Origin of the sequence: Mycobacterium saskatchewanense (genome assembly GCF_010729105.1) — a bacterium.
GTDB lineage: Bacteria > Actinomycetota > Actinomycetes > Mycobacteriales > Mycobacteriaceae > Mycobacterium > Mycobacterium saskatchewanense.
This window is the reverse complement of the sequence record NZ_AP022573.1, coordinates 4676731-4701393: the sequence shown is the minus strand read 5'-3', so window position 1 is coordinate 4701393 and position 24663 is coordinate 4676731. Positions and strand designations below refer to the sequence as shown.

26 protein-coding genes are annotated in these 24663 nt (G+C 68.8%); 6 read left to right on the top strand and 20 right to left on the bottom strand.

The annotated features are described in order from the left end of the window. Positions 1-78: 78 nt before the first annotated feature. The gene (locus tag G6N56_RS22155; protein WP_085258079.1) at positions 79-768 is read right to left on the bottom strand and encodes a TetR/AcrR family transcriptional regulator; all 690 of its coding nucleotides are present in this window, start codon (positions 766-768) and stop codon (positions 79-81) included. 75 nt (positions 769-843) lie between these two features. Here G6N56_RS22155 and G6N56_RS22150 point away from each other — a divergent pair, with 75 nt between their 5' ends. After that, positions 844-2430, top strand: coding sequence for an MFS transporter (locus G6N56_RS22150; RefSeq protein ID WP_085258080.1), 1587 nt, complete (start codon positions 844-846; stop codon positions 2428-2430). A gap of 521 nt (positions 2431-2951) precedes the next feature. Next, positions 2952-3779 carry a PE family protein gene (locus G6N56_RS29550; RefSeq protein ID WP_085258081.1) on the top strand — a complete coding sequence of 276 codons (828 nt, stop codon included), beginning with the start codon at positions 2952-2954 and terminating at the stop codon, positions 3777-3779. Between the two features lie 16 nt (positions 3780-3795). On the opposite strand, the gene mftG is transcribed toward G6N56_RS29550, so the two are convergent. The 7 genes from mftG to mftA all read right to left on the bottom strand — a co-directional run bounded on the left by mftG (position 3796) and on the right by mftA (position 10234). Next, on the bottom strand, positions 3796-5235 hold the full coding sequence (mftG, locus tag G6N56_RS22140; RefSeq protein ID WP_085258082.1) for a mycofactocin dehydrogenase MftG: 1440 nt from the start codon (positions 5233-5235) through the stop codon (positions 3796-3798). Between the two features lie 8 nt (positions 5236-5243). Continuing rightward, positions 5244-6656, bottom strand: a complete 1413-nt coding sequence (gene mftF, locus G6N56_RS22135) for a mycofactocin biosynthesis glycosyltransferase MftF (RefSeq protein ID WP_085258083.1) — start codon at positions 6654-6656, stop codon at positions 5244-5246. Further along, positions 6653-7384 (bottom strand): mycofactocin biosynthesis peptidyl-dipeptidase MftE, encoded by a 732-nt coding sequence (mftE, locus tag G6N56_RS22130; RefSeq protein WP_085258084.1) that lies wholly within the window; start codon positions 7382-7384, stop codon positions 6653-6655. The genes mftF and mftE overlap by 4 nt, the downstream gene beginning before the upstream one ends. 126 nt (positions 7385-7510) lie before the next feature. Then, on the bottom strand, positions 7511-8698 hold the full coding sequence (gene mftD, locus G6N56_RS22125; RefSeq protein WP_085258085.1) for a pre-mycofactocin synthase MftD: 1188 nt from the start codon (positions 8696-8698) through the stop codon (positions 7511-7513). 3 nt (positions 8699-8701) lie between these two features. Continuing rightward, complete coding sequence (mftC, locus tag G6N56_RS22120; protein ID WP_085258086.1) at positions 8702-9868, bottom strand: mycofactocin radical SAM maturase; 1167 nt, start codon at positions 9866-9868, stop codon at positions 8702-8704. Continuing rightward, entirely contained in the window at positions 9862-10140 is a 279-nt protein-coding gene (gene mftB, locus G6N56_RS22115) for a mycofactocin biosynthesis chaperone MftB (RefSeq protein ID WP_085258087.1), read from the bottom strand. The genes mftC and mftB overlap by 7 nt, the downstream gene beginning before the upstream one ends. Positions 10141-10144: 4 nt before the next feature. Further along, complete coding sequence (gene mftA / locus G6N56_RS22110; protein WP_085258088.1) at positions 10145-10234, bottom strand: mycofactocin precursor MftA; 90 nt, start codon at positions 10232-10234, stop codon at positions 10145-10147. Between the two features lie 95 nt (positions 10235-10329). Between mftA and mftR the strand changes: the two genes are divergently transcribed. Next, positions 10330-10926, top strand: a complete 597-nt coding sequence (mftR, locus tag G6N56_RS22105) for a mycofactocin system transcriptional regulator MftR (RefSeq protein ID WP_163645157.1) — start codon at positions 10330-10332, stop codon at positions 10924-10926. Then, a complete protein-coding gene (locus G6N56_RS22100) occupies positions 10923-11969 on the top strand; it encodes a DUF2332 domain-containing protein (protein WP_085258089.1) in 1047 nt (348 codons plus the stop codon). Before mftR ends, G6N56_RS22100 begins: the two co-directional genes overlap by 4 nt. Here the strand turns inward: G6N56_RS22100 and G6N56_RS22095 are convergent. The 10 genes from G6N56_RS22095 to G6N56_RS22050 all read right to left on the bottom strand — a co-directional run bounded on the left by G6N56_RS22095 (position 11966) and on the right by G6N56_RS22050 (position 22068). Then, complete coding sequence (locus G6N56_RS22095) at positions 11966-12973, bottom strand: D-2-hydroxyacid dehydrogenase family protein (RefSeq protein ID WP_232069380.1); 1008 nt, start codon at positions 12971-12973, stop codon at positions 11966-11968. The two genes, G6N56_RS22100 and G6N56_RS22095, sit on opposite strands and share 4 nt — an antisense overlap. Beyond that, the gene (locus G6N56_RS22090) at positions 12970-14187 is read right to left on the bottom strand and encodes an NAD(P)/FAD-dependent oxidoreductase (RefSeq protein ID WP_085258090.1); all 1218 of its coding nucleotides are present in this window, start codon (positions 14185-14187) and stop codon (positions 12970-12972) included. Before G6N56_RS22090 ends, G6N56_RS22095 begins: the two co-directional genes overlap by 4 nt. 9 nt (positions 14188-14196) lie before the next feature. Next, entirely contained in the window at positions 14197-15024 is an 828-nt protein-coding gene (locus G6N56_RS22085; RefSeq protein ID WP_085258091.1) for a mycofactocin-coupled SDR family oxidoreductase, read from the bottom strand. 89 nt (positions 15025-15113) lie between these two features. Next, positions 15114-15929, bottom strand: a complete 816-nt coding sequence (locus tag G6N56_RS22080; protein ID WP_085258092.1) for an SHOCT domain-containing protein — start codon at positions 15927-15929, stop codon at positions 15114-15116. A gap of 71 nt (positions 15930-16000) precedes the next feature. Further along, on the bottom strand, positions 16001-16702 hold the full coding sequence (locus G6N56_RS29545; RefSeq protein ID WP_085258093.1) for a PE family protein: 702 nt from the start codon (positions 16700-16702) through the stop codon (positions 16001-16003). A gap of 167 nt (positions 16703-16869) precedes the next feature. Further along, positions 16870-18060, bottom strand: coding sequence for an elongation factor Tu (gene tuf / locus G6N56_RS22070; protein WP_085258094.1), 1191 nt, complete (start codon positions 18058-18060; stop codon positions 16870-16872). Positions 18061-18171: 111 nt separating this feature from the next. Then, on the bottom strand, positions 18172-20277 hold the full coding sequence (gene fusA / locus G6N56_RS22065) for an elongation factor G (protein ID WP_085258095.1): 2106 nt from the start codon (positions 20275-20277) through the stop codon (positions 18172-18174). 71 nt (positions 20278-20348) lie between these two features. After that, entirely contained in the window at positions 20349-20819 is a 471-nt protein-coding gene (gene rpsG, locus G6N56_RS22060) for a 30S ribosomal protein S7 (protein ID WP_085258096.1), read from the bottom strand. Further along, on the bottom strand, positions 20819-21193 hold the full coding sequence (rpsL, locus tag G6N56_RS22055) for a 30S ribosomal protein S12 (RefSeq protein ID WP_007767794.1): 375 nt from the start codon (positions 21191-21193) through the stop codon (positions 20819-20821). The genes rpsG and rpsL overlap by 1 nt, the downstream gene beginning before the upstream one ends. 227 nt (positions 21194-21420) lie before the next feature. Next, the gene (locus G6N56_RS22050; protein WP_085258097.1) at positions 21421-22068 is read right to left on the bottom strand and encodes a TetR/AcrR family transcriptional regulator; all 648 of its coding nucleotides are present in this window, start codon (positions 22066-22068) and stop codon (positions 21421-21423) included. Between the two features lie 212 nt (positions 22069-22280). Between G6N56_RS22050 and G6N56_RS22045 the strand changes: the two genes are divergently transcribed. Continuing rightward, positions 22281-22649 (top strand): DUF3060 domain-containing protein, encoded by a 369-nt coding sequence (locus G6N56_RS22045; RefSeq protein WP_142280814.1) that lies wholly within the window; start codon positions 22281-22283, stop codon positions 22647-22649. Between the two features lie 33 nt (positions 22650-22682). Further along, positions 22683-23162: a DUF3060 domain-containing protein gene (locus G6N56_RS22040; RefSeq protein ID WP_085258099.1), complete on the top strand. Its 480-nt coding sequence runs from the start codon at positions 22683-22685 to the stop codon at positions 23160-23162. A gap of 4 nt (positions 23163-23166) precedes the next feature. Here G6N56_RS22040 and G6N56_RS22035 read toward each other — a convergent pair whose 3' ends face one another. Then, on the bottom strand, positions 23167-23934 hold the full coding sequence (locus G6N56_RS22035; protein WP_085258100.1) for a crotonase/enoyl-CoA hydratase family protein: 768 nt from the start codon (positions 23932-23934) through the stop codon (positions 23167-23169). Continuing rightward, a complete protein-coding gene (locus G6N56_RS22030; RefSeq protein WP_085258101.1) occupies positions 23931-24662 on the bottom strand; it encodes a PaaX family transcriptional regulator C-terminal domain-containing protein in 732 nt (243 codons plus the stop codon). The genes G6N56_RS22035 and G6N56_RS22030 overlap by 4 nt, the downstream gene beginning before the upstream one ends. Between the last annotated feature and the right edge of the window lies 1 nt (position 24663).

The window sequence follows — 24663 nt, the reverse complement described above, 5'->3', positions numbered from 1 at the left end:
AACGCCCAGGTCAGGGGTCCTTTGGGCGGTTGGGGCGGGCGATCCGCCACACCCAGTTCCGCCCGCAGGCAATCTTCCTCAGGCACCTGCCGATTCGGTGGTCACCGCGTTCGCCCTACGATGCGCGCGCTGAACGTGCAGGAAACCGTCCACGGCCGCCTGAGCGCACTCCCGGTAGTCGAAGTCGGGCAGGGTGGACAACCGGCCCAGCACGAGGGGGCCGATCAGCAGCGCGATTGCGCGCGACCGGTCCACCTCGCCCAGTTCGGCCACGGCCTCGGGGCTGTTGAATATGGCATCGAACGGGGCGGCGTATTGCTGGGCGATGCGCTCGCGCAGCGTCGTGATCGCTGCGCTGTCCGCCGCGTGGGCACCGCTGGGTTGCGGCAGGCCGCTCAGGTCGGGCCCCAGCGCCAACCAGGACATCGCGGTGAGCATCGTCGGCGCCTCGGCCACCGACTCGGCCTGCGCCAGGACCAGCGCGAAGAGCCGGTCGCGCAGCGAGCCCTCGGGGGGCGGCATCGGAGCCGGCGGCAGCAAGCTGCCGAACGCCGCCGCCAGCAGTTCGTTGCCGCTGGAGAAGTGGCGATACAGGGTGGCCCGGGCTACGTTGGCGGTGCGGGTGACCGCGTCGACGGTCACGGCGCCGGGCCCACCAGAACGCAGTAACGCGGCGGCGGCTTCGAGCAGGCGAGCCCTGGACCGCGCCGGGCGAGGATCGGTAGTCGCCTCGGTGATCGTGATCACCTCCCCGTTTAGAACCGGCATTAACGGCTATTTCCGAGACTGACCGTCTCAAAACTTCCATACCACTTTCCACGCCATCCTCGAGGAGGCGCACCCATGGTCGACATCCTCAGCGGGCCTGACCAGCGTAGTGATGCGGTAAGCATCGGCGGAAGCCCCCGGGCCCGAAACTGGACCCTGGCGGTTGCCTGCATGGGCGTCGGGCTCGTGGTCGCCTCCATGACTGCCCTGAACACCGCGCTGGGCGACCTCGCCGTGGCCACCTCGGCGACACAGTCCCAGCTCAACTGGATCGTCGACGGTTATACCGTCGCCCTGGCATGCCTGCTGCTGCCCGCGGGGGCGATCGGCGACCGCTACGGACGGCGCGGCGCGTTGCTCCTCGGCCTCGTGGTCTTCGCGCTCGGCTCGATCGCCCCGGCGATCCTGCATCACCCGACGCAGATCATCGCGGCGCGCGCCGTGGCCGGTGCCGGTGCCGCGTTCGTGATGCCAGCCACGCTTTCGCTGCTGACGGTCGCCTATCCCAAGGAGGAACGGGTCAAGGCCGTGGGCATCTGGGCCGGCACGGCCGGCTCGGGCGCCGTCCTCGGAATGCTGGGATCCGGTGCACTGCTCCACTTTTGGGATTGGCACGCCATCTTCTGGTCGCTCGGGGTCGTTGGCCTGGTGATCTTCGCCCTGGCCTGCACGGTCGCCTCCTCCCGGGATAGCGGCGCGCCGCGGATCGACTCGGCGGGCGCCCTCCTGATCGGGGCCGCGCTCGCAATCGCCGTCGCCGCCATTCTGGAGGCACCGACCCGCGGGTGGGGAGACCCGCTGGTCTGGGGCGGAATCGTCGCGGGCGCGGTGCTGGCCGTGGTCTTCGGTGTCGTCGAACTCCAGAAGCAGCACCCGCTGCTGGACGTGCGACTGTTCGGCGACCCTGCGTTCGCCACGGGGGTGGCGTCGATCGTCGTGCTGTTCGGTGCGACGTTCGGCTTCTTCTACCTCGGCATGCAATACGTACAGCAGATCATGGGTTACTCGCCGCTGATGACGGCTGTCGCCTTCACGCCGTTCATGGTGCCGCTGGGCATCTTTTCCGCGCTGTCGTTCTGGTACGTGCCGAGGTTCGGGCTGCGGCTGGTGATCTTCGTCGGCACGCTGCTGATGGCGGTGGGATTCGCCAGCATGCACATGCTCGACCTCCATACGTCGTATCTCGAATTGGCTTGGCCCACACTGATCCTCAGCACGGGCATCGGTTTGTGCACGGCTCCCACGACGTCGGCGATCATGGGTGCGGTTTCCGACGAGAAGCAAGGCGTCGCCTCCGCGGTGAACGACGCCTCCCGCGAAATGGGCGGAGCGCTCGGCATCGCCGTGGCCGGTTCGATCCTGGCCGGACGCTATTCGCGAGAGCTGTCCCCCAAGCTGGTGCAGTTCCCCGCACCGGTCCGCGGCCCGGCCACCGATTCGCTCGCCAAAGCAGTCGAGGTGGCCGACAGGCTCGGCCCGCAGGGGCGCCAACTGGCCGAGCTGAGCAAAGCCGCGTTCATGGCCTCGCTGCACGCCTCGACGACCGCACTGGCCGTCCTGGTCGCCGTCGCCGCGGTCCTGATCGGGCTGTGGGCGCCGGGGCGCGGCGGCCGCCAACTGCGCTGGGTCGGCCGGGTGCGCCCGGGCAAGCACCGGGCCTGACGCTCACGCTCAATGTTGTTGTCCACCATCAATATCGCTCAAAAAAATCGTTCGCGGATCCTTGCGAAGAACCTCTGGGATCTGGTATCTCAAATATAGATCGACAAATGCAGGTCCTCTCGCAGGATGGGGTGGATGTGGTGTTGATGTTCAAGCCGGAGCGCCCGGCGATCAGTGCGGCCAGCCTTTGCGGGGGCCGAACGGATACGCCGGTGGCAAACGGCCCCACGATGAACCCCACGACGACCGGAACGCATTCGGAAGGGAGGTGATGGGAGCCGGGGGCGGTCGTGCCGTCCACGAACATTGCGACGCATCGTTCGCGCCTGACGTGCATCTGCGCGCGCACCGCCACTGTCGTGGCCATTTACGTGGACCGCACGAACGCCCCTTTGCCGGAAGTTTCCTGAGATGCCAGCCAAAACCACCTCGGCCGTACAACGACCGGGTTACGATTCGATGCATAGCACCTGCCAAGGGTCGGCGGGTGATATCCGGCCTAGCTGGGGGGACTCGTATAGATGTCATGGGTGATTGCGGCACCGGAGTACGTGGCCGCCGCCGCCAGCGACTTGGCGAACATCGGGTCGACTATCGACTCGGCCAACTCGGCGGCGTCCGGCCCGATCACGAGCGTGCCCGCACCCGGCGCTGACGAGGTTTCCGCCGGCATTGCCGCTCTGTTCGACGCCCATTCGCAGGTCTACCAGGCGATCAGCGCCCAGGCTGCGGCTTTCCACGCACAGTTTGTGCAGCTCATGAACGGCGGCGCGGCGCAGTATGCGGCCACCGAGGCCGCTAACGCCTCTCCCCTGCAGACCACCCAGCCCGGCGCCCTGAGCCCGAACGCGGCCGGCCAGGCGCTGTCCAGCGCGCAGCCGATGGTCACCAGCGCGGCCGCGCCGGCCTCCGCGGCGGCCAGCCTGCCGGCTTCGGCGGCGAGCGCGGCCGGCGGATCGGCGCACGCCGCTCCGGTCGCCGCAGTTGCACCGGCCGCCGCGGTCCCGCCCCCGGCGGTCGCCTCGGTGCCACCGGTCGGAGTAGCGCCCGCGGCCTCGGCAGCCCTCAGCTCGACCGGCGCGCCGGCGTCACCGCTGCAGCCGGCGACTTCGACCTATGCGGCCGCGGCGACGGGCGAGCCGGCGGCCCCGCTGCCCGAAGCCGTCGCGACGCCCGTCACCGCGGTGCCCACGGAAACGCCGGAGATCGTCCAGGCGGCCACCGCGGCGACACCGCTGCCGGTGACGCCGGTCACCGCGGCACCCCAGTCCACGCAGTCCTTCCGGCCGGCAACCGGCCCCTACTCCCCGGCCGCGGCCGAGGAGCAACCGATGCCGTATTCGACCTGATCTGGTCCCCGCCGATTCACGCGACGAATCCCGCGGCCCGGTGCCCGAGCATCACGATGGTGGCGTGCGGTCCGCGCCCGGGAATTGCGGGCAGCACCGAGCCGTCGATCACCCAGAGGTTCTCGATCCCGCGTACGCGGCACCGCTGATCGACGACCGCACGTGGGTCATCGTCCGATCCCATCGGCGCTGTGCCGCATAGGTGTTGGGAGGTCGACCAAGACGTCGGGCCGATTTCGCTTGTGACGGGCGCCAATTCGCGGGCCAATTCGGCGCCTCGGCGCAGCGCTGCAACGTCGTCGGGTTCGCTGTCGTAGCGGTGCTCGATGAGCGGTGGCACGGCGGGATCCCGCGAGATCAACGTCAGGCGTCCGCGCGCCCGCGGCCGCATGAGCGCGACACCGATGTGCGGCCAGTCGGGATGCCCAGCCGTGCCGTCGCCGATCATCGTTACGAATCCGCCGGTGTAGGGCCTGATTTCGATGCCATCACCGGTGTCGAGCACCGCTTCGAGGACGGGCCGCCCGGGCGCGACGGCCCAATCGGTGGGCAGCACCCATTCGGGATGATCGATGAAGGATGAGCCTACCGGCAGCGGCGCCAGGACCGGAATCCCGGCCTCTCGCAGCACGGCCTCCTCTCCGACACCGGACAGCATCAACAGCTTCGCCGACTCGATTGCGCCGGAACACAACACGATTCGATCCGCGGTGCGGGTCAACGGGCCATCCGGGCCGACGGCGTCGACTCCGACCGCGGTAGTTCCGTCAAACCGCACGCTTACCGCCCGGGTCTCGGCCAGCAGCGTCAGATTCGCACGCCGCAACGCAGGAATCAGGTAGGCGGCTCCGGATCCGATACGCACACCGTCGACGATGTTGAGCGGAACGGCCCCGACGCCCGAAACAGATTGTCCGTCAGGGTCATTGAGGTCAGCGATCCATCCGAAACCGGCGCGCTCGGCGGCGGCGATGAATCGCTGGGTGGTGCCGGTCATTTCGCGAGTCCGGCGAACCAGGATCGGACCGCTTCTGCCGTGGGCGGGACCGTCGAAGTCGAGGTCAGTCTCGATGGCGCGAAAGTGTTCGAGCACGTCCGCCCAGGACCAGCCCGGCAGCCCGAGGCCGTCTAAATCGCGCGGCAACGCCCGGCAGAAGTAGCCGCCGTTGACCGCGCCCGAACCGCCCAGCGTCGCGCCCCGCACCAGCGGCAGCTCGCGAGCCGGGTGATCGGTGAGCCGGGCCGGGTAACGCCGGACCAGCGGGCTGCCGACGCCTATGGGCAATTGCAGGCCGTTGGCGGTCTGCGCCAGTAACGCGGGGTCTGCGAGTGCGGGGCCGGCCTCAAGGAGGGTGACGGTACGACCGGAGTCGGCGGAAAGGCGCTCGGCAACAACCGATCCGGCACTGCCGGCGCCGACGATCAGCACATCACTGTGCGCGGCGGCGGTGGTCAAGGCGGCGGCTAGGTCCGTATCTGCGGTTTGAGCGCGCGGAGGTTGCGTTCGCGCACCACGCCCCACCACAGTCCCAGGCCGTAGGCCAGGTCATCGACGCGCTTGAGCACGAGGTAGGTCAGTAGCCCGATCGGCTGACACTCGTCACCGACGGCGTCCCGGCGGCGAAGCCAATCGACCACGCCGTCCATAACGGCGGCAACCAGCACGACCCGTCTGAAGTGACGCGACAACGTCGCTGCCAACAGCGCCAGCGGCCAGTAGTGCCGGCACAGGGCCGACGCCAGCTGCAGCGCCGCCGACCACAGGCCGCGGGTGGCGACCACGAGAACGTCCCAGAGCGAGGTGTCGGCGCCACTCATGGCCCTCGCCACGCGGTGCCCGGTCAGCACGGCGACGACCACCGACGCCAGCTGGGAAAGCGTCGTTCCGAGCGCCATCAGGATCCAGGCCGTCAACGCCCACCCGGAGATGACCACCGGAGCGGTCTTGTCGGGATGCCGCACCGACAGCGGGGCCGCCGAGCCGCCGTAGAACGCCTTGCGGGCCAGCCAATCCCGCAGTTCGGTGCGGTGATCGTGAGCCACCAGCGCGATCGGCTCATAGCGCAGCCGTGAACCGGCCTCGATGAGCCGCCAGCACAGGTCGACGTCCTCGCCGGACTGCATGGTCTCGTCGAAGCCCCCGATGCCGCGGATGGCCGAGCAGCGACAGATGATGGCCGCGCTGGGAACATAGGAAACAGTGCTGTGTGGCAGGACCGGCGCCTCGCGCTCCCCGAGGTCAAGCGACGAGTGCACCGCCTCGTAGCGCGCCACCACGTTTTCGCTGTGCGCCAGCCCCACGATCCGCGGCGCCACGAGGGCGACGGACGGGTCGCAGAAATGGCCGAGCAGGGCCTCCAGCCAGCCTCGGCGCGGCGCGACGTCGGAATCGAGGAACGCGACGAAGTCGGTCGTGCAGGCGGCCAGCCCGGTGTTGCGCGCGGTGGCCGGCCCCCGGCTGCGGGGATGGCGCACGACTTCGACGTCGCAGTGCGCGCCGACGAAGTCCTCCGCGGTGACGGGGGTGAACGACCCGTCGTCGACCACGATGACGCGCAGGCCGCGCAGCGAGCTCACCAGCCGGCGCACTCCGGAAAGGTTGTCGCGCACCGGGATAACCACAGTGACGTCACGGTGCGACGGGCCACCCGCGGGGCGGGGATGGGCGACCGTGGCGTCCAGCAGCGTGCGGGCCAGCTGGGCGCTGACGTCGTCGCGAACCTTCAGCCTGCCGTTGGACAGCATGTCCTGGGCGGCGGGCGCCAGCTTCAGCAGCCGGGTCGGCGACCCGCCGAGCAGGGCAGAGCCGTCGCCCAGGACGCGCACGCGGCGATCGACCTGGACGGCGAATCCGTCCGGCAACCGGGATTGACTCATGTCAGCGTTCCGTCCGGCGCGGGCCGCCAGCGGGCGACCCGACGGACACAGTCGTCCACCATTTCCCCGAAGATGCGCCGGCCCTCGGCGGCGGTCGCGGTGGTCGGGTCGCCCAGCACGCCCACGGGGCTGACTGCCGCGACTCCGCCACGACGCATCGACGGCAGCAAGTCGGCCAGCGGCTCTCGGTTGCCGGCCAGCCAACGGTCGGTCAGCACCTCGGCCGGCGAGATATGCAGCAACACCGATGTTTCAGTATGGCCGGCGTGGGCGTCGCCGCCGGCCGCAATGCAGGGGACCCAGCCGGCGTCACGGCCCTCGGCGCGCAGCTGGTGCACGGCGGCGGTGAGGGCGCCGAGGTTGCCCCCGTGGCCGTTGACGAAGACCAGGCGTCGCGCCCAACAGGCCGCCGACCTGCCGTATTCCACCAGCAGTGTGGTCAGGGCGTCGGTGCCGATCGAGATCGTTCCGGCGAAGCTCTGGTGCTCGCCGCTGGCGCCATAGGCGATCGCCGGCGCCACCAGCCACTCGTACTCCAGGCCGGCGGCCGCCGCGCGAGCGACCGCGGTGGCGATCCGGGTGTCGGTGTCCAGGGGCAGGTGGGGACCATGCTGTTCGGTCGACCCAACCGGGACCATTATCGACGGCGAGATGCTCGATAGCTGGCTCGACGTGGCAGTCGCTAATTCGCCGAGTACGGGCACTCGGTGATGGTAGGACGAATTCACCTGGCGTGCACCAATTGTTGACCCTCGAATGTAAATTTTTTCTGGCTGGTTCATCCGTTATTAGGAATTCGGCTCGTTCGTCACGTTTGCCCCGCATGTACCACGCGCGAGCGGCGCCCAAACCGGCTAGGCCGGGCCGTCGGCGGGGACCCCGAGAGCCCGCGTGAAGCCGGCCGGGATCAGCACGTCGCCGGGTCCGAGGTCGTGCACGCTGGAGTGACCGAGGCCCATCAGCGCCGAGTCGATGCCGCCGCGCAGGATGTCGAGGACGTTCTCGACGCCGGCCTGTCCGGCCGCGGCCAGGCCCCACAGGTACGCCCGTCCGATCATCACCGCCCGCGCGCCCAGGGCCACGGCCTTGACAACGTCGCTGCCGCGCCGGACGCCGCCGTCCAACAGCACCTCGATCTGGTCACCGACCGCCGCAGCAATGGCGGGCAGCGCGCGGATCGAGGCCGGCGTGCCGTCCAGGTTGTTGCCGCCGTGGTTCGACACGGAGATCGCCGAAACACCAGCGTCCACAGCCCTTTTCGCGTCGTCGACGCGCATCACGCCCTTGAGCATGAACGGCCCGCCCCACAGCTCCCGCAGCCAGGCGATGTCGTCCCAGGTGGGCGGCGGGGTACCCATCCACTCGCCATAGGCGGCGAAGAAGGGCGGCCCGGGCTCGCCCCGGCGCCCCTGGTTCGGCACCCGCAGCTCCGGGGGGTGCAGCGTCTTGCCGAACTTCCACAGCCACCGTGGCCGCACGATCGCCTCCGGAGACAGGCGCAGGATGGTCCGCAGGTTCATCGTCTCGGGGATGCTCGGGCTGCCCCAGTCGCGGCCATGGGAGAACGACCAGTCGGTCGTCACGATCAGGCCGACGGCGCCAGCCCGCCGCGCGCGCTCGACCCGCTCGGCGATCGCGTCGCGGCCCCCCAGCCAGTAGACCTGGAAGAAAAGCTTGGGGTTGGCGGCGATGACCTCCTCGATCGGCTTGCTGGCGAACGAGGAGAGCCCCATCGCGGTCCCGCGGGCCGCGGCGGCCCGCGCGACCGCCACCTCGCCGTCCGGGTCGACCGCCTGGACGCCCGTCGGCGAGATGATCACCGGCAGCGCGATGTCCTGCCCCATCACGGTGGTCGAGAGGTCGCGCTTTTCCGGCGCGCCGACGACGTGCGGCGCGAAACCGAGCTCGCTGAACGCCTCGACGTTGTCTGAAACCGTTATTCCTTTTTCGCTTGCTGAAATCAGAGACGAATAAACGGACTTGGGTAGCCGGCGTTTTGCGCGTTGCTGCGCGATGGCGACCGTTTCGAACCACTCGGCCATGATTTACACGGGGCTTTCGTTGCACAGGCGCGCCGGCGGCCGCGAGGAAAGTGTCAGGGCCACCGGTCCGCGCGCCTTCCGCGAATGGTCGGCGCGAGGCCGTGGTGTTTCGCGGGCGCCCGCCAGCGCCGGCGCGCTGTGGCCCTGGACGCATTCGGGATCGGGGCCGTCCATCGGCAGGCCGGTGAAGAACTTGGCCGCCATACAGCCGCCGCGGCAGGCGTCGTAGTGCCCGCAGCTGCCGCAGGCGCCCGCGGACTGCGGCTCGCGCAGCTCCCGGAACAATGGCGCGTTCTTCCAGACGTTGTCAAAGCCCCCGTCCGACAGGATGTTTCCCGCCAGGAAACGGTCGTGGATGGCGAACGGGCAGGCGTACACGTCACCCACCGGGTCGATCAGGCAGACCACCCGCCCGGCTCCGCACATGTTCAGCCCGGCCAGGGCTCCCGACTGCCCCAGGGGCGCCAGGTGGAAGAAGGAGTCACCGGTGAGCACTCGCTCCCCCTTGGCGACCAGCCAGTCGTAGAGCCGGACCTGCTGCTCGGCGGTGGGGTGCAGGTCGTCCCAGACGTCGGCGCCGCGGCCCGAGGGGCGTAGCCGGGTGATCCGCAGCGTGGCGCCGTAGCGGCTCGCCAGCGCGGCGAACTCGTCGAGCTGGTCGACGTTGTGGCGGGTGACCACGACCGAGATCTTGGCGCCGCCGTTCTGGGCGAAGCCCGCATCAGCCAAATTTTCCAGCGCGCGGACCGCCATGGCGTACGACCCGACGCCGCGGACGGCGTCGTTGACCTCGGCGGTCGCCCCGTCGAGGGAGATCTGGATGTCCACGTAATCGCTGGCGGCCAGCCGTGCGGCGACTTCGGGGGTTATCCGGACGCCGTTCGTCGAGAACTTGACGCCGACGCGGTGCGCGGTGGCGTAGTCGACGAGCTCCCAGAAGTCCGGGCGGACGGTGGGCTCGCCGCCGCCGATGTTGACGTAGAACACCTGCATGCGTTCCAGCTCGTCGATGATGTCCATGCACTGCCGGGTGGACAGCTCGCGCGGGTCGCGCTTGCCCGACGACGAAAGGCAGTGCACGCACGCAAGATTGCACGCGTACGTCAGCTCCCAGGTCAGGCAGATCGGGGCGTCCAGCCCCCGCTCGAACTGCTCGATGAGCCTTACCATTGGCGTTCCTCCCGGGGCACCAGCATGTTGGATTCGGCCAGCACGCCGAGCGCCTGGACGTACGGGGCCTGCCTGCAAGTTTCGACACCCGCGGCGCGGCAGGCGGACCGGGCGTCGGGGTGGTCGGCCAGCGATCGCACCACCGCCAGGATCGTGCGGTCCTTCAGAAAGGACAGCTTGCGCGTGCCGAAGTGGTAGAGCAGCGCGCCGAACGGCTCCGGGCGGACGGCCACCTGCGGATGCAACCGCCAGGGGCGGTCGAGGTCGAACACGGGGTCAGTAGACGCCGCACATCCCGTCGATGGACACCTCTTCGACCAGGGTCTCGGTGACGAGTTCGGTGTCAGTCTGGGTCTCGTGGTCCACGGGCCTTGCCTTTCGTCAGGTATTGACAACGATGAGCTGAGTCACAATCGTCGCCAGAATATGGCATCGAGTGCCGAAATGGAAGGGCGGGTTTGATGATGCCGCAGCCGCGGGTGGGCCGGCGACGCTCGACGACGCCCCAGGACATCGCCGACGTGGCGATCGAGCTGTTCACGGCCCGCGGCTTCGCCGACGTGAGCGTCGACGACGTCGCCCAGGCCGCCGGGATCTCGCGTCGCACCCTCTTCCGCTACTACGCGTCCAAGAACGCCATCCCCTGGGGCGATTTCGACACCCACCTCGCGCACCTGCGGGATCTGCTCGACAACGTCGGGCCACGAGTGCCGTTGGGTGCGGCACTGCGCGCGGCGCTGCTGGCGTTCAACACCTTTGACGAGTCCGAGACCGTTCGGCACCGTCAGCGCATGCGCGTGATCCTGCAGACCGCGGAGCTGCAGGCCTACTCGATGACCATGTACGCCGGCTGGCGGGAGGTGATCGCCGGCTTCGTGGCCCGCCGCTCGGACTCCAAGACGAGTGACCTGCTTCCGCAGACGGTCGCCTGGACGATGCTGGCCGTGGCGTTGAGCGCTTACGAGCACTGGCTGGCCGACGAGTCCATCCCGCTGCCGGTCGCGCTCGGCAACGCGTTCGACGTGGTGGGCGCCGGGCTGGACGGGCTCGATCGATGAGCCGCGAACACCTGCTGCAGACGCTGCGGTCGCAGGGGCGGTTCTGCGCTCGTTCCGGCTCGCCCATGTACGGGGAGCTGTTCGAGCTCGTGGCCGCCGACGTGGCGGCCGGCGGCGTCTTCGCGACCATCTTGTCCGGCCACGAGGACGCGCCGTCACGCGATGCCATTCCGCTCCGCCTGCTCGGTGGCCTGCATCGGCTCGTCCTCGACGGCCGCGCCGCAGCGTTGCGCCGTTGGTATCCGAGCACCGGCGGGTCCTGGGACGCCGGGCGAGCCTGGCCGCAGATCCGGGCGGTCGCGGTCGCCCACGCCGCATCGCTGCGCGCGGCCCTCGACCAACCCCCACAGACCAACGAGGTGGGACGGTCCGCCGCGCTGATCGGTGGACTGCTGCGCGTCAACCGCGAGTTCGGTTTTCCGGTAAGGCTTTTCGAGATCGGGACCAGCGCCGGGCTGAACCTGCGGGCCGACCACTATCGGTACCGCTTCGCCGACAACCAGTGGGGGCCGGTCGACTCGCCGGTGACCATCGACGACGCGTGGCACGGGTCGCTGCCGCCGGACGGCGCGGTACGGATCACCGAGCGGCACGGATACGACATCGCTCCCATCGACGTCGCCGGCACCGACGGGGAATTGACCGCGCTCAGCTACGTGTGGCCGGACCAGGACGCGCGGTTGAGACGGCTGCGCGGCGCCATCACCGTCGCCCGGAGCGTCCCGGCGCGCCTGGAGCGGCGCACGGCAGCCGACGCCGTCGCAGGCCTGTCACTGGCCGACGGCGAGCTGACAGTGCTGTGGCACTCGATCACCTGGCAGTACCTGTCCGCCGCCGAGCGCGACGCGGTGCGCGCCGCCGTCGACGGGTTGGGAGCTCGGGCCGGGGCGCGGTCGCCGTTCGTCCACCTCACCATGGAACCGGCCCGCGACGGACCCGGCACGCCGATCAGGTTTCTGGTCCGCGCCCGCAGCTGGCCGGGCGGCGAGCTCGAAATCCTCGGCGAATGCCACGCGCACGGTCCGCCCGTGCGGTGGCATTAACCGGTGCGGTGTTGCAGCGCCTCGGGATTGGCTATCCGGGTCGGCGCGCCGTCCAGCCACGCCACCACGGCTTCGACGGTGTCCGCGTAGAAGGCGCCGAGCATCTCGCGCGTGACGTACCCCAGGTGGGGCGAGAGCGTCACGTTGGGGAGGCCTCGCAGCGGATGGTCGGGCGGCAGCGGCTCGACGTCGAACACATCCAGCCCGGCGCCGGCGATACGCCCGGTCCCCAGCGCGGCAACCAGGGCCGCCTCGTCGACGATCGGGCCGCGGGAAGTATTGATCAGGTAGGCGGTCGGCTTCATCAAAGCCAGCTCGGCCGCACCGACCAGTCCGCGCGTGCGCTCCGAGAGCACCACGTGAACCGACACCACGTCGGATTCGGCGAACAGTGCGGACTTTTCGACGCGGCGGGCGCCGCCCGCCGCTGCGGCCTCCTCGGTCAGGTTTTGGCTCCACGCGATGGCCTGCATGCCGAATACCCGGGCGTACTCGGCCATGCGTCCGCCGATCCTGCCCAGGCCGAGCAGCCCCAGCGTCTTGCCCGACAGCGTCATCCCTGCGGTGGTCTGCCAGCCGCCGTCCCGCATGCGCCGGTGCTCCTCGGCCAGATTGCGCACCGTCGCGATCATCAGGCCCCACGCGAACTCCGGTGTGGCGTCGCGCAGCGAGCGGAAACGGGGGCTGGCGAAATCCGAGTGGGCCACCAGGACGCCGCGCTCGCTGGCCGCGGACATGTCCAGGTTCGGCAGCGCCCTGCCGACGATCGTGATCAGCTTCAGGTTCGGCAGCCGCTCGATCAGGGTGCGCGGGAACGCCATCCGTTCGCGCATGGTGCAGACCACGTCGAACGGCCGCAACGCGTCGACGGCCTCGGCCTCGGCGAGGTGCCGGTCGAAAACAGTTACCTCCGAACGGCTTTGCACCGGCGACCAGTCGGCGAGCCCGAGGGCCACGCCGGCGTAGTCGTCGAGCACCGCCACCCGGGGCGTTGGCCCCGTCAGCCCAGCACCTCGGCGATGGGTGCGGCCGCGGCGATCTTGGCGCGGACCTTCATGACCTTGCCGGGCATTCCGCCGCCGACCACGCCGACCAGCACCCCGTCGCGCTCGTAGTACGCCAGAAACTTGCGCCCGTCGTCCTCGACAAGATGGACAATGTCGCTGGCCTCCGGTTCGCCCAGGCACTGGATCTTGACGTCGTACTGGTCGCTCCAGAAATACGGGACGACAACGGTCGAGGGGACGTCCTGCCCCAGCATCGCGGGCACCACGACGCGCGCCTGGTCGGCGACGTTGCTCCAATGTTCCACGCGCGCTTGGTGTCCCGTCGGGTCCCGCCAGGAGGCGACGTCGCCGAGGGCCCAGACGTTGGGCGCGCTGGTGCGGCCGGCCTCGTCGCAGATCACCCCCTTGTCGACACCGTCGACCTCGACACCGCTGCCCTCGAGCCATTCGGTGGCCGGGTGCGAGCCGATGCCGACGACCACGAGGTCGGCCGGCAACTCGGTGCCGTCGGTCAGCACCACGGTGTCGACGTGCCCCTGGCCACGCACCTCCGCCACCCCCACGCCGAGGCGGACGTCGACGCCCTCGGCGCGATGCAGCCGCGCCACCAGCTCACCCATCCGCTCCCCGAGCACCGAGGCGAGCGGCGTCGGCTGCGGCTCGACCAACGCCACGTCCACCCCGAGCCTGCGCAGGCTGGCCGCCACCTCGCAGCCGATGAAGCCGGCGCCGACGACGACGGCACGCCGGCACGCCGACGCGTGCTCGCGCAGCGCCAGGCTCTCGTCGAAGGAGCGCAGCACGCGGATGCCCTCCAGGTCGGGAAACGAGGGAATCCGCCGCGGCACCAAACCCGTTGCGATGACCAGTTCGTCGTAGGCCAAGACGCTGCCGTCGGCCAGCGTCAGCGTTTGGGCCGCGGTGTCGAGCGCGGTGGCCGCCGACCCGAGCCGCAGGGTGATCTCCTTCTCGTCGTACCACTCCCGCGGTTTGAGGGCGACGTCGTCGACCTCCTTGCGGAGCACCTCCTTGGACAGCGGCGGGCGGTCGTAGGGCAGGTGCACCTCGTCGCTGACGATGGTGACGCGGCCAGCGTAGCCGGACCGGCGCAGTTGCTCGGCGGTCCGGGCGGCGGCGAGGCCGCCGCCGACGATGACGATGCCGTTATCGCTCGTGTTCGCGTCTTCGGTGGTCACGTGGTGTTCATACACGATCGCCGATCAGTACTTCAAGGCGCCCTTGTCTACGTTGATCTGGGTGCCCGACAGTGTGCCCGAGCCGTCACCGGCGAGCCAGGACACCACATCGGATACTTCGTCGGGCGACATGAAACCCTTGGGTTGCAACGGCATTGGCGGGAAACTGTGCACGAAGGCGGGGTGCTTGGCGAAGATCTCCATCATGGCCTCGGGCTCGATCATCGGGGTGTCGACCGAGTAGGGATGAATCGAGTTGACCCGGATGTTGTATTCGCCCAGTTCGATCGCCAGCGTATTGGTGAGCGCCGTGAGCCCGAATTTGCTGGCCGCGTAGTGGCCGTTGCCCGGGGTGGCCTTGACTCCGGCCGCCGAGCTGACGACCACGATGGATCCCCCGTTGCCGGCCTCGATCATCGCCGGCACGGCGGCGCGCAACGTGCGCCACGTGCCGGTCAGGTTGATCCCGACGACGGTGTCCCACTGTTCGTCGGTGAGCTCCCACACCCGGCCCCAGCCCAGCACCCCCGCGTTGGCCACCAGGATGTCGAGCCGGCCGAATTGTTCGACGCCGTCGGCCACCAGCTGGCGCAGCGCGGCATCGTCCCGGACGTCGGCTTCGCGGGCCAATACCTTGCGGCCCTCGCCTTCCACCAGGCGGACCGTCTCGGCCAGATCCTCCCGCGTCGCCGCCGTGTAGGTCACGCTGGGCGACGCCGGCGCGCAAAGATCGAGCGCGATGATGTCGGCGCCCTCGCGGGCGAGCCGCACTGCGTGCGCCCGACCCTGGCCCCGGGCGGCCCCGGTGATGAACGCGACCCGTCCCTGCAGTGACCCAACCTGTCCAGCCACGACCCGTCCCTTCGCAACGCCCGCTTGACGCCCACAGACAGAGACAGGCTAGCAGCGAAACTGGAACGTGTTCTAACGCGGGGCGAGGGTCAGATCTCGGAGATGATCTGCGCGCGCCGGCTCGTGTACTCCTGGTCGGTGAGCGCGCCGCTGGCGCGCAGCGCCTCCAACTCCTGCAACCGCTGCGCGATCGTCGGCCCGGGCGGCGGTCCCGCCGGTGCACCGGCGCCCGCCGGCTGCGGCTGTTGCCGGGCCGCCCGGCGCACCACCGCCTGAATCTGCTCGCGCAGCACCGGGTTGGAGCGGATGTCGACCATGTTGTCGAGCGGCACATTGTTGGCCTTGAGGATCTGCAGGATCTCCATCAGCGGCCCGGATTGCCCGCTCAGGTCGTAGGTTCTGTTGTCCTCGGCCACCGTGAACTGCGCGGGCACCAGGCCGTTGACCAACGCGCTTCGCTCCCAATCAATTCGGTATTCCTGGGTGGTCGGGTCAACCAGGACCACCACCTTGCGGGCGTTGAGGTTGCCCAGCCGGGTCACGCTCGCGATCACCCGGTCTTCGCCGTCGAACGGCGGGAAACCGGGCCCCGAGATGTGCAGGTGCACCTTCACCACCTGTTGATTGTTGATCCACGTCCCCGTCTCGGTGAGGCCGGTGATCTGGGCGAGCGCGAGCACACCGTTCTGCTCCAGCTCCGCGTTCTTCGCCGACGATTTTGCGCCGTAGCCGGCCAGCGCCAGCGCGATGAGGACGTCGGCCACGGTGATCAGCAGGCCGACATAGAACATCCACTGCAACAGGTCGCCGAAGCCGAGGGTGAAGTAGACGATCAGGAAGATCGGGCCCACCAGGCCGCCGCAGAGCAACACGATCAGCTGGGCTTTCAGATAGCGCGCCAACATGGGTGTCTCCTCACCTGCTGGAAGTCGCTGTCAGACTAGCGCCGCCGCGGGCGCGTTTCGCGCAAACTCGGTCAGCCCGCGGGCCGCTCCTCGGCGGCGGGCGCCGGGGAGTAGGCCGGCGTCGCGGGCGTGTATGCCCGCGCGGCCGGCGGCGCGGCGAGCGGGGTTCCGGCCGACAACGGCAGCGCGCTCGCTGGCGCGATGGCCGCCGGCTCCGTTTCGACCGCCTCGACCGTCTCGACCGGCGCGGTCGCCTCGCCCGCCGCGGCCTGCAGCGGCGTTCCCGCCCGCATCGTCGCGAGCGGCGCGGCGGCCGGAGCGGTGACCGGCGCGGCGGCCGGAGTGGTGACCGGTGCGGCGGCCGGGCCCGCCGCCTGCGCCGCCGCCACGGGAGCGCCGACGGGCGCCGAAGCCGACGTCGCTGCCGCGGCCGCCGACGAAGCCGGCGAAAAACCGGCGGCGGGGGTCGACGGGGTTTGCAGCGGCGAGGCGTTGGCGGCTTCGGCCGCCGCATACTGCGCAGCCCCACCGCTCATCAGCTGAACAAATTGCTGGTGGAACAACGCCGCCTGGGCGCTGAGCGCCTCATAAGCCTGCGCGTGCGCGCCGAACAGCGCGGCGATCGCCGCCGAAACTTCGTCCGCCCCCGCGGCCATCACCCCAGAGGTGGGAGCCACCGCCGCCGCGTTGGCGGCGCTGATGGCCGAGCCGATGTTGGCCAGGTCGTTCGCGGCCGCCGCCACATACTCCGGCGCCGCCACCAGATAGGACATCCGAACCTCCAGCCACGGCCAAGTAACTCCCCCGGTCGCGTCCGAAGACTCGATGGACGAATAGTACCCCGGCGCGGCGAGGACTTTAGTCACAAGTTTTCCCGCCCCGGCACAGCACGAAGCCCGGGCCGCCGCAAGGCGATCCGGGCTCCGTGTTGAGAGAACTGCTACTTGATGATCTTGGTGACCCGGCCGGCGCCGACGGTGCGGCCACCCTCCCGGATCGCGAAGCGCAGACCGTCGTCCATGGCGACGGGCTGGATCAGCTTCACCGAGATGTTGGTGTTGTCACCGGGCATCACCATCTCCGTGCCCTCCGGCAGCGTCACCACACCGGTCACGTCGGTGGTGCGGAAGTAGAACTGCGGACGGTAGTTGTTGAAGAACGGCGTGTGCCGGCCGCCCTCGTCCTTGGACAGGATGTAGACCTGACCCTCGAACTCAGTGTGCGGCGTGGTGGTGCCGGGCTTCGTGACGACCTGGCCGCGCTCGACGTCCTCGCGCTTGATACCACGCAGCAGCAGCCCGACATTGTCGCCGGCCTGGCCCTGGTCAAGCAGCTTGCGGAACATCTCCACACCGGTGACCGTGGTCTTGGTGCTGGTCGGCTTGATGCCGACGATCTCGACTTCCTCGTTCACATTGATCACGCCACGCTCCACACGGCCGGTGACCACGGTGCCGCGGCCGGTGATCGTGAAGACGTCCTCCACGGGCATCAGGAACGGCTTTTCGGTGTCGCGGACCGGGTCCGGGATCGACTCGTCGACCGCGTTCATCAGCTCCTCGACGGACTCGACCCACTTCGCGTCGCCCTCGAGCGCCTTGAGCGCGGATACCCGGACCACCGGGGCGTCCTCGTCGAAATCCTGGGCGGCCAGCAGCTCGCGGACTTCCAGCTCGACGAGCTCGAGCAGCTCCTCGTCGTCCACCGCGTCGGCCTTGTTCAGGGCGACGAGGATGTAGGGCACGCCCACCTGACGGGCTAGCAGCACGTGCTCGCGGGTCTGCGGCATGGGGCCGTCGGTCGCGGCGACCACCAGGATGGCGCCGTCCATCTGCGCCGCGCCGGTGATCATGTTCTTGATGTAGTCGGCGTGACCCGGGGCGTCGACGTGCGCGTAGTGGCGCTTCTCCGTCTGGTACTCCACGTGGGAGATGTTGATGGTGATGCCGCGCTGACGCTCCTCGGGCGCGTTGTCGATCTGGTCGAACGCGCGCGACTCGTTCAGGGTGGGGTACTTGTCATGCAGGACCTTGGTGATTGCCGCGGTCAGGGTCGTCTTGCCGTGGTCAACGTGACCAATGGTCCCGATGTTGACGTGGGGCTTGGTCCTTTCAAACTTCGCCTTCGCCACTGTGTGTCCTCCGACTGTGTTGGTGCTTGTTAAGCAGTGTTGGTGTTTTCAGTTGTGCCGCGCCCAAGGCATTGATGACCCGGCAAGGTTACTCCGAGGTGCTCTGGCCGATTACTGACCCGTCGCCTTCGCGATGATCTCCTTCGACACGTTCGCCGGCACTTCGGCGTACGAGTCGAACACCATGGAGTAATTCGCCCGGCCTTGGGTCTTGGACCGCAGGTCGCCGACATAGCCGAACATCTCCGACAGCGGCACATGCGCCCTCACGACACGCGCACCGCTCCGCTCCTCCATGGCCTGGATCTGGCCACGGCGGGAGTTCAGGTCGCCGATCACATCACCCATGTAGTCCTCGGGGGTGGTGACCTCGACGGCCATGATCGGTTCCAGGATCACCGGCTGCGCCTGCGCGGCAGCCTTCTTCAGCACCTGCGAGCCGGCGATCTTGAACGCCATCTCGGACGAGTCCACCTCGTGGTAGGCACCGTCGAGCAGGGTGACCTTCACATTCACCAGCGGGTACCCGGCCAGCACGCCGTACTGCATGGCGTCCTGCGCGCCCGCGTCCACCGACGGGATGTACTCCCGAGGGATGCGGCCACCCGTGACCTTGTTCTCGAACTCGTAGGTCGCCCCGTCCTCACCGGTGAACGGCTCGAGGTTGATGATCACCTTGGCGAACTGGCCCGAGCCACCCGTCTGCTTCTTGTGGGTGAACTCGACGTTCTGCGCCACGCGCTTGATGGTCTCCTTGTAGGCCACCTGCGGCTTGCCGACGTTGGCCTCGACCTTGAACTCGCGGCGCATGCGGTCCACCAGGATGTCCAGATGCAGCTCGCCCATGCCGCCGATGACGGTCTGGCCAGTCTCCTGATCCAGGTGCACCTTGAAGGTCGGGTCCTCCTCGGCGAGCTTCTGGATCGAGAGTGACAGCTTCTCCTGGTCGCTCTTGGTCTTGGGCTCGATGGCCACCTCGATGACCGGGTCCGGGAAGGTCATCGATTCGAGCACGATCTGCTGGTTCGGGTCGCTCAGAGTGTCCCCGGTGGTGGTGTCCTTGAGGCCGATCACCGCGTAGATGTGCCCGGCCGACGCCGTCTCCACCGGGTTCTCCTTGTTGGAGTGCATCTGGAACAGCTTGCCCAGCCGCTCCTTCTTGCCCTTCGTGGAGTTGATGACCTGGCTGCCCGAGTCGACCTTGCCCGAGTAGACCCGGATGTAGGTCAGCTTGCCGAAGAACGGGTGCGTGGCGACCTTGAACGCCAGCGCCGAGAACGGCTCGTCCGTCGAGGGCTTCCGCGTGATCAGCTCGTCTTCCTTGCCCGGGACGTGGCCCTCGGCGGGCGGCACGTCCAGCGGCGACGGCAGGTAGTCGATGACCGCGTCGAGCATCGGCTGCACGCCCTTGTTTTTGAACGCGCTGCCGCACAGCACCGGGTACGCCTCCGAGCTGATGGTCAGCTTGCGGATCGCGGCCTTGATCTCGGCAACCGTGAGCTCCTCGCCGCCCAGGTACTTGTCCAGCAGGGCCTCGTCGGTCTCGGCGACGGCCTCGAGCAGCTTGGTGCGGTACTCCTCGGCCTTCTCCTGCAGGTCGGCGGGGATGTCGACGACGTCGTACTTCTCGCCGAGCTTCGCCTCGGAGCTCCACACCTTGGCCTTCATCTCGACCAGGTCGACGACGCCGGCGAAGTCGCCTTCGGAGCCGACGGGCAGCTGGATCGGGATGACGTTGGCGCCGAGGCGCTCCTCCATGGTCCGCACGGAAAAGTAGAAGTCCGCGCCGATCTTGTCCATCTTGTTGACGAAGCAGATGCGCGGGACGTCGTACTTGTCGGCCTGGCGCCAGACCTGCTCCGACTGCGGCTCGACACCCTCCTTGCCGTCGAACACGGCCACGGCTCCGTCGAGCACGCGCAGGGAGCGCTCCACCTCGACGGTGAAGTCGACGTGCCCGGGCGTGTCGATGATGTTGATCTGGTTGTCGTTCCAGAAGCAGGTGGTGGCGGCGGAGGTGATGGTGATGCCGCGCTCCTGCTCCTGCTCCATCCAGTCCATGGTGGCGGCGCCGTCGTGCACCTCACCGATCTTGTAGCTGATGCCGGTGTAGTAGAGGATGCGCTCCGTCGTCGTCGTCTTGCCGGCGTCGATGTGCGCCATGATGCCGATGTTGCGGACCTTGGTCAGGTCGGTCAGCACGTCCTTCTGTGCCACAGAAGTCTTCCCACTCTTTCGATTGCTTGGTTCGCTGTCGTGTTTGCGCCCGGCGCCGTCGCCGGTGCTAACTACCAGCGATAGTGCGCGAACGCGCGGTTGGCCTCGGCCATCTTGTGGGTGTCCTCACGCCGCTTGACGGAGGCCCCGAGGCCGTTGCTGGCATCCAGGATCTCGTTCGCCAGCCGCTCGATCATGGTCTTCTCCCGGCGCTGCCGCGAGAAGCTGACAAGCCAGCGCAGCGCGAGCGTGGTGGACCGGTCCGGACGCACCTCGACCGGCACCTGGTAGGTCGCACCGCCGACGCGGCGGCTGCGGACCTCGAGGGCGGGCTTGACGTTGTCGAGAGCGCGCTTGAGCGTGATGACGGGATCCGTTCCAGTCTTCTCCCGCGCGTTTTCAAGCGCTCCATAAACAATGCGCTCGGCGAGCGATTTCTTCCCCTGGAGCAGAACTTTGTTCACCAACTGGGTGACGAGCTGCGATCCGTAGACAGGGTCATTGACCAACGGACGCTTGGGCGCGGGCCCCTTGCGCGGCATTAGCTCTTCTCCTTCTTTGCGCCGTAGCGGCTGCGCGCCTGCTTGCGGTTCTTGACGCCCTGGGTGTCGAGCGAACCGCGGATGATCTTGTAACGCACGCCGGGCAGGTCCTTCACTCGGCCGCCACGCACCAGCACCATCGAGTGCTCCTGCAGGTTGTGACCCTCACCGGGGATGTAGGCGGTGACCTCGACCTGGCTCGTCAGCTTCACGCGCGCGACCTTCCGAAGCGCCGAGTTCGGCTTCTTCGGAGTGGTGGTGTACACGCGGGTGCATACGCCACGGCGCTGCGGGCTGCCCTTCAGGGCCGCCGTCTTGACCTTGGCGACCTTGTCGCGGCGACCCTTGCGGACCAGCTGCTGAATGGTTGGCATCTACCGGCTTTCTGTGTTCGACGTCTTCTCAAGTCTCTGTACTGCGGTTATCACCTGCCTGGGAGTAACCCACGTACCCCGCGGCCGGGTGTGTCGCACGCGCTCAGCACCGGTTTCATCCGATACGTCGTGGACATGCGAATTCGCCCGGCATCCACTTCCTTACGGTCAGGCGCCGTAAGCCGCCAGGCACGAGCCTCCACAATACCCGGCGCCGGTCGCGCAGGTCAAAGCGGCTTCAGACCCTGCTCGGCGGTGCGCCTGTCCAGGCCCGCCGCCAGGCGAAGGACCATGTCGGAGAACAGCGCATCGGTGTCGATGTCGTCCATGACGCCCGTCATCTCCAGCAGGACGAAGCCGTGCAGTGCGGACCAGAACTCCAGCGCCGCGTGGAAGGCCGCCTCCCCGTCGAGGCCATAGGAGGACAGCACCGAGATCACCGGCGCGGCCGCCCCCCGCGTCGCGGACGCGTATTCGGGGTCGTCCCCGCCCAGCGGCATCCGGGTGAACGCCGAATAGCGGCCGGGATGGTGATGAGCGTAGCTGCGGTAGGCACCGGCCATGACCAGCACCGCGTCGTCCCGGGCGCGCCCCTCGCCCACCCTGTTCAGCATCGTGATGATGTCGTCGATGACCCGGATCCGCACCGCGCGGCGCAGATCCTCGAGGCTGTCCACATGGTTGTACAGCGACGGGCCCTTGGTCCCCAGCTGCGTTGCCAATGCGTTGATGGTCAGCGAATCCCAGCCCTCCCGGTCCAGGAAGGTCAGCGCACCGTCGACGATGCCGTCGCGGCTCAGCTTGGCCGGGCGGGCGCCGGTGCGGCCCGCGCGCTGGCGGCCGGCCGCCGTCGGCGGTTCCGGCTGAGCTGCCATGGCGATTGCCCCTCACTGCGGTGACCGTCGCCGCCGATCGGCGGCGCAACGGTAACTAATGACTCTAGTTGACGCCGGCCGCCGAACCGATTCGCGGCGGCGGCGCGTGACCGCCCGGCGAAAGGAGAAGAACACTGCCGTTGGGCCGGCGGTTGCACGTAATGTCATCCCAGGCTCATTTGCACGAGACCACCCGTCGAAAAGGGGGCCCAGTGAACAGGACAACCGCCGCCGGGTCGCTGGCCACCTGCGTCATCGCCCTCGCCGCCGCCCCCGGGGTGCCGGCGCACGCGAAGAACGGCGACACGCACATCGTCGGCCAGGGCCTCGAGCAGACGATCGACTGCAACGACGCCACGCTGCTCGTCAACGGCACGCAGAACAAGGTCACAGCGCTGGGGAACTGCTGGGCCGTGACGGTGATGGGATCCGGCAACACCGTGGTCGCCGACTCGGTCACGCACGACATCACCGTCTACGGCTGGGACGAGACGGTGTTCTACCACAATGGTTCGCCGATCATCTGGGACCGCGGACGCGAGCTCGGCATGACCAATCGGCTGCAGCAGGTACCCGGCTGAGCCGCCGGGATCAATCGAGGGGAAAGAGGATCAATGCGCGTGCGATTCGGTGACTACTCCCTGAGGCTGGCCGCGGCGTCGGCCTGCGCGGGGCTGGCGCTGGCCGGCTGCAGCTCGACGGCCAACCCGCCGGGCGGCTCGTCGACGACAACGACGAGCAGCCCGACATCGACCACGAGCGCCGGAGCCGCACCCACGACGGGGAGCAGCGGGGCAAGCACCACCGCGTCGGTCGAGATCGGCAACACGCTGAATTACGGATCCATGGGGACCACGGCCACCCTGGACTGCGCCAGCGGCAAATCGCTGAACGTGGCGGGCTCCAGCAACACGCTGACCGTCACCGGGACCTGTGAGTCGCTGACGGTAGGCGGCGCTGAGAACAAGATCACGCTCGACAAGGTCAACACCCGGATCACGGTGCTGGGGATGAACAACACCATCACCTACAAGGACGGCGACCCCAAAGTCGACAAGATCGGCTCGAGCAACACCATCAGCAAGGGCAGCTGATCGGTCAGGTTGCCGGCGCTCCGTGACGGCCGGCGCCTGCCGCGAACCGGCCGGCCCCCTCGTTCGCCTCGGCGGCCACGCGGGAGATGCTGGCGAACTCGAAGTCTAGGGAGTCGGATTCCGTTGCGCCCCATTGGCTCAACGCCGAAAGGCGATCCGACCGCAGGCATTGTTGGGGTAGCGCGGCGAGCTGGGTCGCCAGCTCCTCGGCGGCCTGGCGGGCCTGCCCCTTCGGCACCAACCGATTCGCCAGCCCCATCGCCAGCGCCTCGTCGGCCTTGACGCCACGGCCGGTGAGGATCATGTCCATGGCGCGGCTGTGTCCGATCAGCCGGGGCAACCGGACGGTGCCGCCGTCGATGAGCGGCACGCCCCACCGCCGGCAGAACACCCCGAAGACGGCGTCCTCCTCGGCCACCCGCATGTCACACCAGATGGCCAGTTCCAGCCCGCCGGCGACGGCGTAACCGCTCACCGCGGCGATCACCGGCTTGGACAACACCATCCGCGTCGGCCCCATCGGGCCAGGTCCCGTCCGGTGCACGACGTTGGCGTCCGGGGTGCCGAACGCCTTGAGGTCGGCCCCGGCGCAGAATGTTCCGCCGTCACCCCAGAGGACGGCCACCGATGCGGCGTCGTCGCGATCGAACTCGTCGAACGCCGCGAACAGCGCGGCAGCGGTGGGGCCGTTGACGGCGTTGCGGGCCCCGGGCCGGTCGAGGATCACCGTGGTCACCGGGCCGTTGCGTTCCACCCGCACCGGGTCGCTCATGTCGCCTCCACGAGTTGAGTCATTTCGCGTCGCTCCGCCAGCTGGGTGGCGAAGTCGTGGTAAGCCTCGCGCAGCCGTTGGCCGGGCCAGTCGTCGGGGACCAGTTCGGCCGGCAACACGGGATCGGTGAGCAGGTGGCGCACCATCGCGGCGGCCACCACGAACTGGCCGGGGATGTCGCCCGCGCGGGCGTTGCGGGCCATGTCGTCGAGCAAGCGATGGCCGGCCTTCGCCCAGGCGGCCAGGTCCCACAGCTCGTGGGCGAGCTGCACGGGCGCGTCGTCGCGCGCCGTGAGAATGCGCACCCGCGCCGATACGTCACCGCCCCACTCCAGGTCGAGGTTGTCGGGCCGCATCCATACACCTTCGCGCAACTCACCAAAGCGCTTCTCGTGCATCGTATTCCGTAGCGAAGCGCGGGTGCGGGCGTCGGTGCCCACGCTGGTCACCACCACCACGAGCCATTCGCCGCGCCACGGCCGGGTGCGCGGGCGCATCGCGTCGTCCTGTCGGCGCTGGCGGGCCAGCAAGCGGTCGGAGAGGCGGTAGCCGTCGGCAGAGCGGACCAGGTCGCCGGCGCCGACCATGCGGGTCAGGGCAACCCGCAACGTCGACTCCTTGATACCGAAATCCGCTGTCAGTCCGATCAATTGGCTGGCGCTCGCCCACGCCGGGTGCGCGCCGAGCAGCACGCTGAGCACCACCGACCGCGCTGTCATGCTGGGCATG

What these genes read in the sequence shown, in the direction of transcription:
- G6N56_RS22155 (WP_085258079.1), bottom strand. Translation starts at nt 768, where the DNA reads ATGCCGGTTCTAAACGGGGAGGTGATCACGATCACCGAGGCGACTACC.
- G6N56_RS22035 (WP_085258100.1), bottom strand. Translation starts at nt 23,934, where the DNA reads ATGAGCGACCCGGTGCGGGTGGAACGCAACGGCCCGGTGACCACGGTG.
- G6N56_RS22030 (WP_085258101.1), bottom strand. Translation starts at nt 24,662, where the DNA reads ATGCCCAGCATGACAGCGCGGTCGGTGGTGCTCAGCGTGCTGCTCGGC.
- mftC (WP_085258086.1), bottom strand. Translation starts at nt 9,868, where the DNA reads ATGGTAAGGCTCATCGAGCAGTTCGAGCGGGGGCTGGACGCCCCGATC.
- mftF (WP_085258083.1), bottom strand. Translation starts at nt 6,656, where the DNA reads ATGAGTCAATCCCGGTTGCCGGACGGATTCGCCGTCCAGGTCGATCGC.
- mftD (WP_085258085.1), bottom strand. Translation starts at nt 8,698, where the DNA reads ATGGCCGAGTGGTTCGAAACGGTCGCCATCGCGCAGCAACGCGCAAAA.
- rpsL (WP_007767794.1), bottom strand. Translation starts at nt 21,193, where the DNA reads ATGCCAACCATTCAGCAGCTGGTCCGCAAGGGTCGCCGCGACAAGGTC.
- G6N56_RS22050 (WP_085258097.1), bottom strand. Translation starts at nt 22,068, where the DNA reads ATGGCAGCTCAGCCGGAACCGCCGACGGCGGCCGGCCGCCAGCGCGCG.
- rpsG (WP_085258096.1), bottom strand. Translation starts at nt 20,819, where the DNA reads ATGCCGCGCAAGGGGCCCGCGCCCAAGCGTCCGTTGGTCAATGACCCT.
- mftR (WP_163645157.1), top strand. Translation starts at nt 10,330, where the DNA reads ATGATGCCGCAGCCGCGGGTGGGCCGGCGACGCTCGACGACGCCCCAG.
- G6N56_RS22040 (WP_085258099.1), top strand. Translation starts at nt 22,683, where the DNA reads ATGCGCGTGCGATTCGGTGACTACTCCCTGAGGCTGGCCGCGGCGTCG.
- G6N56_RS22150 (WP_085258080.1), top strand. Translation starts at nt 844, where the DNA reads ATGGTCGACATCCTCAGCGGGCCTGACCAGCGTAGTGATGCGGTAAGC.
- G6N56_RS22080 (WP_085258092.1), bottom strand. Translation starts at nt 15,929, where the DNA reads ATGTTGGCGCGCTATCTGAAAGCCCAGCTGATCGTGTTGCTCTGCGGC.
- G6N56_RS29545 (WP_085258093.1), bottom strand. Translation starts at nt 16,702, where the DNA reads ATGTCCTATCTGGTGGCGGCGCCGGAGTATGTGGCGGCGGCCGCGAAC.
- G6N56_RS29550 (WP_085258081.1), top strand. Translation starts at nt 2,952, where the DNA reads ATGTCATGGGTGATTGCGGCACCGGAGTACGTGGCCGCCGCCGCCAGC.
- G6N56_RS22100 (WP_085258089.1), top strand. Translation starts at nt 10,923, where the DNA reads ATGAGCCGCGAACACCTGCTGCAGACGCTGCGGTCGCAGGGGCGGTTC.